This is a genomic window from Microbacterium sp. Bi98, from assembly GCF_918698045.1.
GTDB lineage: Bacteria > Actinomycetota > Actinomycetes > Actinomycetales > Microbacteriaceae > Microbacterium.
The window spans coordinates 287,867-302,558 of sequence record NZ_CAKKLK010000001.1; the positions used below are offsets into that span (position 1 = coordinate 287,867).

General features: G+C 68.3%; 14 protein-coding genes and 1 tRNA gene. 6 read left to right on the top strand and 9 right to left on the bottom strand.

Going from position 1 to position 14,692, the window contains the following annotated elements:
- Window positions 1-96: 96 nt before the first annotated feature.
- The 7 genes from tmk to LQZ85_RS01460 all read right to left on the bottom strand — a co-directional run bounded on the left by tmk (window position 97) and on the right by LQZ85_RS01460 (window position 6,522).
- Entirely contained in the window at window positions 97-726 is a 630-nt protein-coding gene (gene tmk, locus LQZ85_RS01430) for a dTMP kinase (RefSeq protein WP_056279859.1), read from the bottom strand.
- Window positions 723-3,566, bottom strand: a complete 2,844-nt coding sequence (gene topA / locus LQZ85_RS01435; RefSeq protein WP_230100381.1) for a type I DNA topoisomerase — start codon at window positions 3,564-3,566, stop codon at window positions 723-725. Before topA ends, tmk begins: the two co-directional genes overlap by 4 nt.
- A gap of 98 nt (window positions 3,567-3,664) precedes the next feature.
- Window positions 3,665-3,994, bottom strand: a complete 330-nt coding sequence (locus LQZ85_RS01440) for an Rv3654c family TadE-like protein (protein ID WP_056279855.1) — start codon at window positions 3,992-3,994, stop codon at window positions 3,665-3,667.
- A 28-nt stretch (window positions 3,995-4,022) separates the two neighbouring features.
- A complete protein-coding gene (locus tag LQZ85_RS01445; protein ID WP_053097363.1) occupies window positions 4,023-4,367 on the bottom strand; it encodes a TadE family type IV pilus minor pilin in 345 nt (114 codons plus the stop codon).
- Window positions 4,367-4,564, bottom strand: a complete 198-nt coding sequence (locus LQZ85_RS01450) for a DUF4244 domain-containing protein (RefSeq protein WP_053097366.1) — start codon at window positions 4,562-4,564, stop codon at window positions 4,367-4,369. The genes LQZ85_RS01445 and LQZ85_RS01450 overlap by 1 nt, the downstream gene beginning before the upstream one ends.
- A gap of 54 nt (window positions 4,565-4,618) precedes the next feature.
- Window positions 4,619-5,515, bottom strand: coding sequence for a type II secretion system F family protein (locus tag LQZ85_RS01455; RefSeq protein ID WP_082586679.1), 897 nt, complete (start codon window positions 5,513-5,515; stop codon window positions 4,619-4,621).
- On the bottom strand, window positions 5,509-6,522 hold the full coding sequence (locus LQZ85_RS01460) for a TadA family conjugal transfer-associated ATPase (RefSeq protein WP_056279853.1): 1,014 nt from the start codon (window positions 6,520-6,522) through the stop codon (window positions 5,509-5,511). The genes LQZ85_RS01455 and LQZ85_RS01460 overlap by 7 nt, the downstream gene beginning before the upstream one ends.
- A 413-nt stretch (window positions 6,523-6,935) precedes the next feature.
- On the opposite strand from LQZ85_RS01460, the gene acs reads away from it, so the two are divergent.
- On the top strand, window positions 6,936-8,903 hold the full coding sequence (gene acs, locus LQZ85_RS01465; RefSeq protein WP_056279851.1) for an acetate--CoA ligase: 1,968 nt from the start codon (window positions 6,936-6,938) through the stop codon (window positions 8,901-8,903).
- A gap of 79 nt (window positions 8,904-8,982) precedes the next feature.
- On the opposite strand, the gene LQZ85_RS01470 is transcribed toward acs, so the two are convergent.
- Together LQZ85_RS01470 and LQZ85_RS01475 are read right to left on the bottom strand one after the other, a co-directional pair.
- Entirely contained in the window at window positions 8,983-9,441 is a 459-nt protein-coding gene (locus LQZ85_RS01470; protein WP_056279849.1) for a RidA family protein, read from the bottom strand.
- Window positions 9,438-9,662 carry a DUF4177 domain-containing protein gene (locus LQZ85_RS01475; RefSeq protein ID WP_053097373.1) on the bottom strand — a complete coding sequence of 75 codons (225 nt, stop codon included), beginning with the start codon at window positions 9,660-9,662 and terminating at the stop codon, window positions 9,438-9,440. Before LQZ85_RS01475 ends, LQZ85_RS01470 begins: the two co-directional genes overlap by 4 nt.
- Before the next feature lie 78 nt (window positions 9,663-9,740).
- Between LQZ85_RS01475 and LQZ85_RS01480 the strand changes: the two genes are divergently transcribed.
- From LQZ85_RS01480 to LQZ85_RS01500, 5 genes are all read left to right on the top strand, one after another.
- Entirely contained in the window at window positions 9,741-12,329 is a 2,589-nt protein-coding gene (locus LQZ85_RS01480) for a transglycosylase domain-containing protein (RefSeq protein ID WP_056279847.1), read from the top strand.
- On the top strand, window positions 12,326-13,261 hold the full coding sequence (locus LQZ85_RS01485) for a metallophosphoesterase (protein WP_053097377.1): 936 nt from the start codon (window positions 12,326-12,328) through the stop codon (window positions 13,259-13,261). The genes LQZ85_RS01480 and LQZ85_RS01485 overlap by 4 nt, the downstream gene beginning before the upstream one ends.
- A gap of 53 nt (window positions 13,262-13,314) precedes the next feature.
- Window positions 13,315-13,388 (top strand) — tRNA-Pro (locus tag LQZ85_RS01490).
- A gap of 69 nt (window positions 13,389-13,457) precedes the next feature.
- Window positions 13,458-13,934, top strand: a complete 477-nt coding sequence (locus tag LQZ85_RS01495) for a VanZ family protein (protein WP_056279845.1) — start codon at window positions 13,458-13,460, stop codon at window positions 13,932-13,934.
- Complete coding sequence (locus LQZ85_RS01500) at window positions 13,931-14,686, top strand: HAD-IIB family hydrolase (RefSeq protein WP_056279843.1); 756 nt, start codon at window positions 13,931-13,933, stop codon at window positions 14,684-14,686. Before LQZ85_RS01495 ends, LQZ85_RS01500 begins: the two co-directional genes overlap by 4 nt.
- The last annotated feature ends 6 nt before the right edge of the window (window positions 14,687-14,692 follow it).

Genomic DNA, 14,692 nt, shown 5'->3' on the forward strand with positions numbered 1-14,692 from the left:
GGGAGCACCGACGTACGCGGCACCGCCGGGCGATGTACGCGGCACCGACCGGGTGAAGCCCTGGCCATGACGTGGTCGGGCGCACCGCCGGGCGGATCAGCCGATGAGCGTCGAGACCCGATCGCGGATCTGCTCGGCGATGTTCTCCGGAGTCGCGGCGGCATCGAGAACCAGGAACCGCTCCGGTTCGGCCTGGGCCAGGGCGAGGTACGCGTCACGGACGCGGGCATGGAACTCGGTCTTCTCGGCTTCGAGCCGGTCGAACGGCTTGTCGGCGGAGTCGAGTCGCACGCGCGCCGACTCGGGATCGAGGTCGAGCAGCACGGTGAGATCGGGAAGCGCTCCCTCGGCTGCCCAGAGCGACAGGTCGCGGATCTCGTCGCCGTCCAACACACGCCCCGCGCCCTGATAGGCGACGGACGAGTCGAGGTAGCGGTCCTGCAGCACGACCTCGCCGCGGGCGAGCGCCGGTCGAACGACGGTCGCGACGTGGTGCGCGCGATCGGCCGCGTAGAGCAGAGCCTCTGCCCGCGGGGCGATGTCGCCGCGATGGTGGAGCACGATGTCGCGGATCAGCTGGCCGACCTCCGACCCACCCGGCTCACGGGTGCGCACGACCGTCCGCCCCGCATCCGTCAGCCACTGCCCGAGCAGGTTCGACTGCGTGGTCTTCCCCGATCCGTCTCCGCCTTCGAGCGTGATCCAGACTCCGGAGTCAGACGTCACGAACCGGCCTTCTTCGCGGCGTTCGCGGCACGGGTGGCAGCGGCCTTCTTGGCGGCTGCGGACCGAGCGGCTGCCTTCTCCGCATCGGTCGCGGTCGCCTTCTTCGCGGGCGCCTTCTTCGCGGGCGCCTTCTTGGCCGCGGGCTTCTTCGCGGCGGGCTTCTTCGCCGCGGGCTTCTTGGCCGCACCGCGTTTGGGCGCCGGCCCCTTGGCTCGCTTGTCTGCCAGCATCTGCACCGCGGTCTCGAAGGTGATGTCCTCGACCTTCTGGCCCCGGGGAATCGTGACGTTGGTCTCGCCATCGGTGACGTAGGCGCCGAAGCGTCCGTCGCGGATGCGGATCGGCTTGCCGCTCACGGGATCTGCCTCGAACTCGGCGAGCGCGCTGGATGCTCGGCGCGATCCGGCGCCGTACTTCGGCTGCGAATAGATCTCGAGGGCCTTCTCGAGGGTCACATCGAAGATCTGCGATTCGCTCTCGAGCGAGCGCGAGTCGGTGCCCTTCTTCAGGTAAGGCCCGAACCGGCCGTTCTGCGCGGTGATCTCCTCGCCGCTCTCCGGGTCGGCTCCCACGACGCGCGGCAGGCTGAGAAGCTGCAGCGCCGTGTCGAGATCGATCGTGTCGACCGACATCGAACGGAACAGCGAAGCGGTGCGCGGCTTCGGCGCGGCATCCTTCTTCGCCCCACGCCTGGGCTTGGGCGCCTCGACGACCTCGCCGGTGGCTTCGTCGACCGCCGCATCTTCAGAGACGGGGTCGTTCTCCTGGACGTAGGGACCGAATCGGCCGTCCTTCACGACGACGATCTTGCCGTTGTCCGGGTTCGTGCCGAGCACGCGGTCGCCGGCGACCGGCGCATCGATGAGCTCCTGCGCCTTGGCCTCGGTCAGCTCGTCAGGAGCGAGGTCTTCGGGAACGTTGACGATGCGCGGCTTCTCGTCCGGAGCGTCGGGGTTCGCGACCTCGAGGTAGGGTCCGTACTTGCCGAATCGCAGGGTGGCGGTCTCGGTGATCGGCGTGGAGTTGAGCGCACGTGCGTCGATCTCGCCGAGGTTGTCGACGGTCTGGCGCAGTCCGACGTGCGAATCCGAGCCGTAGTAGAAGGAACGCAACCATTCGACGCGCTTCTGCTCGCCACGGGCGATCGCGTCGAGGTCGTCTTCGAGAGCTGCGGTGAAGTCGTAGTCGATCAGGTCGGCGAAGTGCTCCTCGAGCAGGCGCACGACACTGAAGGCGAGCCACGTCGGCACGAGAGCCTGGCCGCGCTTGGTGGCGTAGCCGCGATCGATCACGGTGCCGATGATGCTCGCGAACGTCGAAGGGCGGCCGATGCCGTGCTCCTCGAGCGCCTTGACGAGCGATGCCTCGGTGAAGCGCGGCTTCGGGGTCGTGCGGTGCCCCTTCGCCTCGGCATCGGACATCCGGAGGTCATCGCCGACGGCGACCGCAGGGAGCGACTGGTTCTCGTCGGCGTCCTTGTCGTTGCGCTTCTCGTCGCGTCCCTCTTCGTATGCCTCGAGGAAGCCCTTGAAGGTGTAGACCGTGCCCGATGCGGTGAACTCGGCCTTCTGCCCGTCGGCGTCGACCGCGATCGTGACGGTCGTGGTCTCGTACTTCGCGTCGGCCATCTGGCTGGCGACGGTGCGCTTCCAGATGAGGTCGTAGAGGCGGTGCTCCTCGCGGTCGAGTTCGGCGGCGACCGACTTCGGGGTGCGGAAGTTCTCACCCGACGGGCGGATGGCCTCGTGCGCCTCCTGGGCGTTCTTGCTCTTCGACTTGTAGACGCGCGGCTTGAGCGGCACGGCGCTGTCGCCGTACAACGCGACGGCCTGGCTGCGAGCGGCCTGCACCGCCTGGGTGCTCAGCGCCACCGAGTCGGTTCGCATATAGGTGATGTAGCCCTTTTCGTAGAGCCGCTGGGCGACGCTCATCGCCTGCTTGGCACTCATGGAGAGCTTTCGCCCGGCCTCCTGCTGCATGGTGGAGGTGGTGAACGGCGCGTATGGGCTGCGGGTGCCGGGCTTCGCCTCGACCTTGGTGACCGTGCCCGTGCCTGCGGCGTCGATCGCCAGCGCGAGGGCCGCCGCCTTCGCCTCGTCGAGGATGATGACGGCCTTCTTGAGCTTGCCGTCGTCGTCGAAGTCGGTGCCTCGGGCGAGCTGACCGCCGTCCACGCGGACCAGACGGACCTTGAATCCGGACGACGAGGACGCGAGCGCCTCGACGTCCCAGTACTCGGCGGACACGAACGCCATGCGCTCGCGCTCACGCTCGACGATCATGCGGGTGGCGGCGGACTGCACTCGGCCGGCAGACAGACCGGTCTTGACCTTGTACCAGAGCACGGGCGAGACATCCCACCCGTACAGTCGGTCGAGGATACGGCGGGTCTCCTGCGCGTCGACCAGGTCGGTGTCGAGCTCACGCGTGTTGCCGATGGCCGCTTGGATCGCGTCCTTGGTGATCTCGTGGAACACCATCCGCTTGACGGGGACCTTGGGCTTCAGCGTCTCGAGCAGGTGCCACGCGATGGCCTCGCCCTCGCGGTCCTCATCAGTGGCGAGCAGAAGCTCGTCGGCAGTCTTGAGCGCCCGCTTGAGTTCGGCGACGGTCTTCGTCTTGCGATCGGAGACCACGTAATAGGGGTCGAAGTCGTTGTCGACGTCGATCGAGTACTTTCCGTACGCCTGCTTGTCCGCGGCGGGGATGTCCTTCTTGTCTGCGAGGTCGCGAATATGGCCGACCGAGCTGAGCACCTCGTAGCCATCGCCGAGGTACCCCTGGATCGACCGCATCTTCGTCGGAGACTCGACGATGACGAGCTTCTTGCCTTCAGCCAAGGGAGCATCCTTTCTTCGAAGCACACCATACACACCGCCGTGATGGGTTGGTCACAGAGGTCGCCTGCATTTTCGCCGGAAAGTGCCTCGCGCCGCAGTCAGATCCCCTCGGGTGGCCCAGCACGGGCTCGGGAGACGGCAGCGAGTCCAGCGTACTTCGCCTTGACCTGCACGGTCGCCACGAAGCCGTCGACGGCGCATTCGGTGAGTGCTGCACCGGAGGCCGCGGCGACCCGCGCGGCGAGGGTGCACGGGTCGACCGTGACGACGACTGCGCCGCTGGCAGCGTCGGCCGCTGCCAGGGCCGCGGCGTCGGCAGCTCCCGCTGCGCGCTGCGCAGTGACTGCCGCGCCGCCGACGGCGGCGAGTCCGAATGACAGAGTCGCGCCGACCACCAGCACGCCGGCCGCGAGCACCGACCCCGCCATCAGTGCTCCACCTCCACCGTCGAGAACATCAGAGTCCTCCGGCGAGCGCGCAACTCGACGCGCGCACGCCCACCCTCACGAAGCCGCCGACGGTGAAGTCGGTCTCTGCGGACACGCACACGAGATCGCCCGACGTGCTGCTCGACATCGACGCACCGGGCACTGCAGCCGACACCGCATGTGCGGCGGCCCCCTCGTCTTCCCCTCTGCCGAGGAGCCGGGCCGCGTCAGCGGTCGCATCCTGCAGTGCCACCTGACGGGAGGCTGCGCCCAGAGCGCCGGCTCCGAGTAGGAGGACGAGCACGACGGCGGGAACCGCGAGCGCGAGCTCCGCAGTCACGGAGCCGCGCTCGCCGGCATGGACGGAAGTCATCACGACACCGTCAGTGCCCGACGCACCAGGTCCGTGAGGATGCCACGCACCTCGTCTGACCTCATGATCACGACCAGGAGGCCGGCGAAGGCGACGGCCGCCATCGTGGTGATGGCGTACTCGGCGGTGGCCGCGCCACTGTCGTCGCCGAAGAGGGTTGCCGCGCTGCGCCGGGTGAGCGAGGGGATGGTGTTCATGTGTTCCTTCTTTCTATGGGACGGATACGCGGTGCATCCGGTGGAACTCGGCCGTCACAGCGGCAGCGGAGTGGAGGCGAGCACGCTCAGCAGAAGCGGTGCGACGCCGAGCAGCAGGAAGGCCGGGAGAGTGCAGACTCCGAGCGGGATGAGCAGCGTCGTCGAGAGCTTGGCCGCGCGAAGGCGTCCGTCCACCCGTGACGCGTGTCTCTCCTGGCCGGCGGAAGCCCGAAGCAGTTCACCCGCCGCGACCCCGGCAGCATGCGACAGCTCGAGCACCGCGCCGATGCGAGCGTCGTCACCGGGAGACGATGCCGGGCTCTCGGCGACGAGGCGCAGGGCTCGTGGGATCGACGCGCCTCCTGAGAGGGCGACCGCCATGAGCTCGGCTCGCATGCCCGGTGTTCCCGGTTCGGGACGCGCCCGCGTGAGGAGTCGCCCGGTCCACGCGCGCGCCGCGGCGACGAGCAGGAGCCCGGCGACCACGCACCCGGCGCCGGCGGGCGTCCCGACGATGACGCCGACAGTGTCGAAGCCGAGTGCGAAGCCGAGGAAGAGGCCGGCGAACGGCATCCAGAGCAGGAGCTTGGCGGTTCCCGCGGGCTCGGCGAGCGCGATGCGCACGTCGTCCGCGGCGGATGACGCGTCGCGCAGCGTCTCAGCGAGCATCCTCAGCACCTCGGCGAGCGGTGCGCCGACGGTCGTCGCGATCTCCCAGGCGGCCGCGAGGTCACGCCACGCGCCACCCTCCGCTTCGATGGCCGCGATGAGCGGGACGCCGCCATCCACACGGGCGATCACGGACGCAGCGTGACGGTCGCCGATCGAGGCAAGATGGCGCCATGCGACCATCGGCACCGCGCCGGCTTGGAGAAGCACCGCGAGCGTCTGCACCGATGTCGCGGCGTCGCCCCCGGTCTCGACGACCGGACGACGCCATCCCCTCACCACGGCCGCACCTCCTCGATGCTCAGCCGATCCCCGCTCACCGCGAGCTCGCCGGCGTGCGCGATGCGTCTCCGCCCGCCAGGCGCCCTGTCGAGATGAAGGACGATCGTGAAGGCGCTCACAGCCTGGCGCGCGAGCGCCGTGGCATCCATCGCCGCGAGGGCGCCGAGCGCTTCGAGCCGGGCCGGCACGTCGCTGAGACCGCTCGCGTGGAGAGTTCCCGCTCCCCCGTCGTGTCCGGTGTTCAGAGCAGTCAGGAGTTCTCTCACCTCCTCGCCGCGGCATTCTCCGACCACGAGACGGTCGGGGCGCATGCGCAGCGACTCGCGGACCAACCGGGCGAGGCTGATGCCGCCGGCTCCCTCGAGATTCGACTGCCGTGCCTCCAGAGCGACGTGGTGGGGATGCTGCGGGCGCAGTTCGGCGACGTCCTCGATCGTGACGATGCGCTCAGAGGCCGGGACGGCTGACAGCAATGCCGACAGCAGCGTGGTCTTGCCCGTTCCCGTCCCGCCGGTGATGAGGATGTTGGCGCGCTCGGCGACGAGCTCGAGAAGCCAGCTGTGCTGGGCCGCGTCGAAGGAGCCGAGCGCCGCCAGCGCGTCGAGATCGGCAGCGCGCACTCTGGGCACACGGATCGAGAGCGCCGTCCCCGACGTCGAGATCGGCGCGAGCACGGCATGGACGCGGATGCCGGAGTCGAGCCTGACATCGACGCACGGAGCCTGGTCGTCGAGATGTCGACCGCCGAGTCCGACGAGCCCGACCGCGAGGTCGCGGACCTCCCGCTCGGACGCGCTCCACCCGAGCACGGGTTCCGCACCATGCCCTCGGTCGATGAACAGCCCGGATGCGCCGTTGACGAAGATGTCGGTGACCTCCTCGTCTGCGCAGTGCTCGGCGAGGAGGCCGAAGGCGGGATCGACCTGCAGCGGCGAAGGAGCACCCCGGACGGTTCCGTCGACGAGCGCCGCCAAGCCGCGCGGCTGAATGACGAAGGGATCAGGCATGCCCCGAAGCTAGGGCTCACGGCGGATCCGCGGGGTCGCCGCGGCGCTCCCGCGACGACCACTGTGAGCAACGTCTGGACGATGGCATCCGTGCAGAGCGGGTGTGGACGGCGTCAGATCGCGAGCCACAGGATGGGAGCGCTCCCGGCATAGAGATGGGCGGCACCTCACGGGGGGAATGAGATGCCGCCCACGGCGTCCCTCATGGGGGAATCGGGCACGCCAAGGCCAGAATGAGAATTCGGCTGTCGTCGAGTGTACGCAAGGCGACCGTCCTGACAAAACCCGTCGGACTACCGACTTTCGGCAGTAATGCGATGTCCGTGCCCGGGACTAGATTCGCCCTGACCTGATCGCGTCAGAGATGCGTTCATGCCCGCACGACCTGCCACGCCGCAAAGGAGCGCCTGCCGATGAGCAGCCAGATCGATCACCTTCTCGATGAGACCCGCCAGTTCCCGCCGTCCGAGGAGTTCGTCGCCCAGTCGGTCTCGTCTCCCCGGCTGTATGAGAGCGCGTCGACCGACCGCGAAGCCTTCTGGGCCGACCAGTCACGCGAACTGCTGGAGTGGCACAAGCCGTTCACTCGCGTGCTCGACTGGTCGACCCCGCCGTTCGCGAAGTGGTTCGACGACGGCGAGCTCAACGTCGCGTACAACTGCCTCGACCGCCACGTCGAGGCGGGCAACGGCGACCGTGTCGCTCTCCACTGGGAGGGCGAACCGGGCGACTCCCGGGCGATCACCTACGCCGAGCTGACCGAGGAGGTCAAGCGCGTCGCGAACGTGCTGGAGGGGCTCGGCATCGGCCATGGCGACCGCGTCGCGATCTACCTGCCGATGATCCCCGAAGCGGTCGCATCGATGCTCGCCGTCGCCCGCGTCGGCGCCATCCACTCGGTCGTGTTCGGCGGGTTCAGCGCCGACAGCCTCCGCTCGCGCATCGATGACGCAGGGGCGAAGCTCGTCATCACCGCCGACGGCGGCTACCGCAAGGGCCGCGTGTCCGCGCTCAAGCCGGCCGTCGACCAGGCGCTCGCCGACCGCGGCGACGGCGAGCAGCAGACGGTCGAGCACGTGCTCGTCGTCAAGCGCGGCGAGAACGAGGTCGACTGGGAGGACGGTCGCGACCTCTGGTGGCACGAGGTCGTCCCCGCGGCCTCCCCCGAGCACACTGCCGTGGCCTTCCCCGCCGAGAACCCGCTGTTCATCCTCTACACCTCCGGGACTACGGGAAAGCCCAAGGGAATCCTGCACACCTCCGGCGGGTACCTCACTCAGGCCGCCTACTCGCACAAGTACGTGTTCGACCTGCATCCCGAGACCGACGTGTACTGGTGCACCGCCGACATCGGGTGGATCACCGGACACAGCTATGTCACCTACGGTCCGCTGGCGAACGGCGCGACCCAGGTCATCTATGAGGGCACGCCTGACGCGCCGCACCCCGGGCGCTGGTGGGAGATCATCGAGAAGTACAAGGTCTCGATCTTCTACACGGCGCCCACCGCGATCCGCTCGTTCATGAAGATCGGCCGCAGCGTGCCCGCGAAGTTCGATCTGTCGTCGCTGCGCCTGCTCGGCTCGGTGGGCGAGCCCATCAACCCCGAGGCGTGGATCTGGTACCGCGACGTGATCGGCGCGGGCAAGACGCCCATCGTCGACACCTGGTGGCAGACCGAGACAGGCGCGATCATGGTCTCTGCACTGCCCGGAGTCACCGCCACCAAGCCGGGATCCGCCCAGGTGCCGCTGCCCGGAATCTCGATCGACGTCGTCGACGAGTCGGGCGCCGAGGTGGGCAACGGCAACGGCGGCCTCCTCGTCGTCACCGAACCGTGGCCGAGCATGCTCCGCGGCATCTGGGGCGACCCTGAGCGGTTCACGGAGACGTACTGGGAGAAGTTCGAGAAGCAGGGCTACTACTTCGCCGGTGACGGTGCGCGCCTCGACCAGGACGGCGACCTCTGGTTGCTCGGCCGGGTAGACGACGTCATGAACGTCTCCGGACACCGCCTCTCGACGGCCGAGATCGAGTCGTCGCTCGTCGCACACGAGGCGACGGCCGAGGCGGCGGTCGTCGGCGCGGCAGATGAGACGACCGGTCAGGCCGTCGTCGCATTCGTGATCATCAAGGAGAGCTACCTCTCGGCGCACGACCCCGCCGGACTCGCGCAGCAGCTGCGCCTCTGGGTGGGTGAGCAGATCGGCGCGATCGCACGGCCCCGCGACGTGTACATCGTGGGCGAGCTTCCGAAGACGCGCTCGGGCAAGATCATGCGGCGTCTGCTGCGCGATGTGGCTGAGGGGCGCGAGGTCGGAGACACCACCACGTTGGCCGACACCGCGGTGATGAGCATCATCTCGGCGCAGGTCAAATAGCGCGGATGCAGCAAACGCCCCCTTCCGAACCGATCCGGAAGGGGGCGTTGCCGTGTGCGCGTGGTGAGGGGTGGCGACCTCAGGCCAGGATGAACGTGGCCTCGACTTCGACCGGGCTGTCGAGCGGGAGCACCGGCACACCGACGGCCGCGCGGACATGCTGCCCGGCGTCGCCGAAGATCTCGCCGAGGACCAGGCTCGCCCCGTTGATCACGCCGGGCTGGCCGGTGAAATCGGGGGTGGATGCCACGAAGCCGCCGAGCCGCAGCACTCCGGCGATCCTGTCCACGCCCCCGGCCGCAGCCGCAGCCGCCGCGAGAGCGTTCAGGGCGCAGGTGCGCGCATAGGCGTTGGCGTCCTCGGCCGTGACCTCTGCCCCGACCTTGCCCGTCGCGGGAAGCGCTCCCTCGACGAAAGGCAGCTGGCCGGAGGTGTAGACGAGTCCGTCGTGCACGACCGCCGGGACGTAGGCTGCGACCGGCGCCGCGACGACGGGGAGCTCGATGCCCAGCTCGGTCAGGCGCTCAGAGACGCTCATGCCGCTCCCCCTTCGAACTGGCGGGACGCCTCGGCTGCGGCAGCGAGACCGGCGTTGCCCGAGGCATCCGCCGTCACCGGGCGCTTGAAGTAGGCGACGAGCCCACCCTCGGGGCCCTGGATGACCTGCACGAGCTCCCAGCCCTGCTTGCCCCAGTTGTTGAGGATCGCTGCGGTGTTGTGGATCAGCAACGGGGTGGTCAGGTACTCCCAGGTGGTCATGGCACTCCTGTCTGGCGGCATCCGCGCTGGCGGCTGCGTCAAAGGCGGTATTCAGGGAACTCCCCTACGATCAAGCGTATGCCTCAAAAGAATCGCACGGTGAAAGGTGCGCTCGGCGGAGTCCTCGGACTCGTCGGGCTGAGCGCCGTCGCCGGCCTCCTCGTCGCGGCCAGCGTCACCCCGGTCCTCGCCATGACCGGTATCGCCGGGTCGCAGGCCCTCACCATCTTCGAAGACCTGCCGGAGAACCTTCAGGTCGGCGCGCCGATGCAGCAGTCGACCATCTATGCGACCGGTCTCGACGGCAACCCCGTCGCCCTGGCGTCGTTCTACGAGCAGAAGCGCATCCCCGTGGCGTACGACCAGGTCGCGCCGGTGATGTACGACGCGATCCTGTCGAGCGAGGACAAGAACTTCTACACCCACGGCGGCATCAACCTCGGCGCGACGCTGAAGGCCGCGGTCGGCAACGTCGCAGGCACGACCGATCGAGGAGCCTCCACGATCACGCAGCAGTACGTGAAGAACGTCCAGGTGCAGGAGTGCGAGCAGGACGTCGACCCCGCGGCCGAGGACTACTCCAAGCAGATCGAGCAGTGCTTCCTCGATGCGGCGGTCGCGGACGGCGGCAAGGGCGTCGAGCGCAAGCTGCAGGAGATGCGTTATGCGCTGAAGATCGAGAAGGACTACTCGAAGAACGAGATCCTCCTCGGCTACCTCAACATCGCCAACTTCGGCGGCACCATCTACGGCATCGAGGCCGCAGCGAACCGGTACTTCTCCACCAGCGCGGCGAATCTCAGTCTCGCGCAGGCGGCGACGATTGCCGGCATGGTGCAGGAGCCCAACCGATTCCGCATCGACCGCCCCGAGGGAATCTGGACGGATGACGCCGGCGTGGCGCACAACGGGGACGCCGACGGCTACAAGGACACGAAGGATCGCAGAGACTACGTCCTCAATCGGATGCTCGCGGACGCGAAGATCACGCAGGCCGCGCACGACGAGGCCGTCGCCTCGCCGGTCACGCCGCTGCTGAGCGAGCCCCAGCAGGGCTGTGCGGCCGCGGGCGACAACGCGTACTTCTGCCAGTACGTGAAGGCCGTCATCGAGAACGACGAGGCGTTCGGCGCCACGGAAGAGGAGCGTCGCTCGAACCTCCGCCGCGGCGGAATGGAGATCTACACCTCCCTCGATCTGCGGGTCCAGCAGCCCGCGATCGACGCGGTCAGGGCGCAGGTCCCGCAGGCGATGCCCGGGATCCTCGTCGGTGGCACCGGAGTGTCGATCGAGGCGTCCACGGGTCGGGTACTCGCCATGGCACAGAACACCGTCTTCAACGAGACGACCGAGGCCAACCTGGCTGCCGGCGAGACCTCTCAGGTCTTCGCGGCCGACAAGGCGCATGGCGGCTCGACCTACGGGTTCGAGACGGGATCGACCTACAAGCTGTTCACGCTTCTGAGCTGGCTGGAGTCCGGCCACTCCGTGAACCAGGTCCTCGACGGTCGCCTCAAGACCTTCAGCCCCTTCACCAGGTGCGGGGACAAGGTGACGAACAGCTCCAAGATCAACAACTTCGGCAACTCCGGCGGCTCGGTGGGCAGCGTGCGACAGTTCACCGCGCAGTCCCTGAACACCGGTTTCCTCGCGATGGCGCAGCAGCTCGATCTCTGCGACATCAACGAGGTGGCGAAGCGACTCGGCGTCCACTACGGCAACGGCGACGACATCACGGTCGGCGGAACGAACGCCAACACCGCTCCGAACGATCCGTTCCCGACGGTTCTGGGCTCGAAGAGCGTGGCTCCTCTGCAGATGGCCGGCGCCTACGCCACCGTCGCCAACAACGGCGTCTACTGCGAGCCTCGCGTGATCGACCGGGTCGTCGGCGAGGACGGCGCGGAGATCACCCCTCCCGCGCAGAAGTGCTCCCAGCAGCTCACCCCCGAGGTCGCCGCGACTGCCGCGTACGCACTGCGAGGCGTCATGGAGGGCAACGGCACCGGAACGAGGGCCAACCCGTACGACGGAACCCAGCTGATCGGCAAGACCGGTACCGCCGAGAAGGAGCACACCATGCTCGTCGAGTCGAGCACCAAGGTCACGACAGCGGTGTGGGTCGGAAACGTCGACGGCCGCGTGCCGCTGAACGACTTCCGCAACGGCGACGGGACGCGACTCGGCGACATCCGCTACGGCCTCGCCAAGGCGATCCAGGGTGCCGCGGATGCCGTGTACCCCGCGGAGGACTTCCCTCGCCCCGACGACAAGCTGGTTCGTCAGGTTCTGACGAACGTTCCCGACGTGGTGGGCAAGTCCGTCGGCGAAGCGACCTCTCTCATCGAGGCTGCGGGCTTCACCGCAGCCGTCGGACCCGCCGTGGACGGTCCCGCCGGCGATGTCGTCATGGCGCAGGACCCGTCCGGACAGGCCCCGAGCGGCGCGACGATCACGATCTCGCCGAGCAACGGCCAGGGCGCGACGGTGCCCGACATCACCGGACAATCGAAGGCCGAAGCGCAGAGCGCGCTGTTCGGGGCAGGGTTCTCGTCGATCGACTTCGACGGGTCATGCAACGGTCAGAACGCCGCGGTCACGTCCACCGACCCGGCCGCGAACACACCGACGACGAAGAGCACGTCCATCAAGGTCCGCTGCAAGTGACGTCTCGCCACGCGGCGCACCCGGCCCTCATCGCGCTCGGCGCGGTGGGGGCCGCTGGTGCCGCAGCCGCCGTCTGGGGCATCGGCATCGAGCGCTACCTCTTCACGGTGCGTGAGGCGACCGCATCCGCTCTCGCCCCGGGTTCCGCACCGTTGCGCGTGCTGCACATCTCGGACGCGCACATGGCTCCGTGGCAGCACCGCAAGCAGGACTGGCTCGCGTCACTCGCGCAGCTGAAGCCCGATCTCATCGTCAACACCGGCGACAATCTCGGACACCGCGACGGTCTCGCCGGGATCAGACGTGCCTTCGAGCCGTTCGCCGGAATCCCCGGTGTCTTCGTGCACGGTTCCAACGACGTCATCGGCCCCTCGCCGCGGAACCCGATCCGCTACTTCGCCGGCCCGTCGCAGCGCCCGCGAGAGCTGAACTTCCTCGACACCGATGCGATGGACGCGTACTTCACCGACGAGCTCGGATGGACGAGCCTGAACAACGCCGCAGCGCGACTCACGGTGGCCGGCAGTCCCCTGGACCTGTTCGGCGTGAGTGATGCGCACTGCGACTGGGACCGGCTCGAGGACCTGCCGGACGCCATCGATGCTCTCGGCCCGCGGACTGCCGGCACATCCGTTCTCGGCGTCACGCACGCGCCCTATCAGCGCGTCCTGAACGGGTTCGTGGAGATGGGCGCCGACGCCATCCTGGGAGGCCACACGCACGGCGGTCAGGTGTGCCTGCCCGGTTTTGGTGCTCTCGTAGCGAACTGCGACATCCCGCTGAAGCAGGCGAAGGGTCTCAGCACGTGGACTCAGGGCGATCGCGCCGTGCCCCTCAATGTCAGCGCGGGCTGCGGACACTCGATCTACGCGCCGATACGCTTCGCGTGCCGCCCCGAGGCGACGCTGCTGACCCTGACGGCGCGCGGTTGATGCCTCGATTCGGCGCTGGGAGCATTTCGCTGTAGACTCGGAGGGTTGCAAAACGGGGTGTGGCGCAGCTTGGTAGCGCGCTTCGTTCGGGACGAAGAGGTCGCAGGTTCAAATCCTGTCACCCCGACAAGTAACACCGGAAGGCCGTCCTCACGGGCGGCCTTCTCTGTATCCGGAACGAGGAGAAAGGCACCGCATGAGTCGCTTGCTCCCCCCGCCTCGACGACTGACCCGAGGCATCGCCCTCGCTCTCGCCCTGCCGTTCTTCGGCGGCATCGCGCTGCTGACGCTCACGCCGACGCGCATCGAGCAGTCCATGCCGAACCTGCTCGATCTCGTGCTGTCCGTTTCGCACCGACTGGGGTGGGAGTCTCTTGATTTCACCCGCCTCGAGGTCATCGCCAACGTTCTGGTCTTCGTGCCCATCGGCATCCTGGCTTTCATTCTCATCCCCCGCCGCCTCTGGCCGCTGGCGCTCGCCCTGGGCCCGGCAGTGTCCCTCTCCATCGAGGCCGCCCAGCGCCTCGCCCTGCCAAATCGTACGGCCACCGTGTCCGATGTGATCGCGAACTCCGGCGGCGCGCTGATCGGCGTAGCGCTCGCGATCCTGTGCACCCTCCTCTTCGCTCCGCGTGTCTCTCAGCACCGCCCGTCTACTCTGGAAGCATCATGACCTCGCCTGCACTCGTCGCCTTCGATCTCGACGACACCCTCGCCCCGTCGAAAGAGCCCATCGATGCTCGCATCGCCTCGTTGCTGCTCGCGCTGCTGCAGCGGGTCGAGGTCGCGATCATCTCGGGCGGCAACGAGGCGCAGTTCCGCGCTCAGGTGATCGCGCGGCTCGGAACCATCGACGAGGCGGCCGCGGCGCGGCTGCACCTGCTCCCCACCTGCGGCACACGGTACCTGCGCCACGACGGCACGGATTTCTCGCCGCTCTACGCCCATGACCTCACCGCGGAGCAGAAGGCCGGCGCTCTCGCCGCCCTGCGCGAGGAGGCGGAGCGTCTGGGGCTGTGGGAGTCTCAGCCCTGGGGTGAGATCCTCGAGGACCGCGGATCCCAGATCACCTTCTCTGCGCTCGGGCAGAAGGCTCCCCGCGATGCCAAGCACGAGTGGGACCCGTCCGGTGCGAAACGAGAAGCTCTTCGGGACGCCGTGGCGGCGAGACTCCCCGAGCTCGAAGTGCGATCCGGCGGTTCGACCTCCATCGACATCACTCTGGCCGGCATCGACAAGGCCTTCGGCATGAAGCAGCTCGCCGAGCACACCAGCATCCCCCTCACCTCGATGCTGTTCTACGGTGACCGACTCGATGAAGGCGGCAACGACTACCCCGTCCTGGCGATCGGAGTGCCCTCGGTCGCGGTCGAGGGGTGGGAGGACACCGCAGACAAGCTCGACGAGCTTCTCGCGACCCTCTGACCGCCC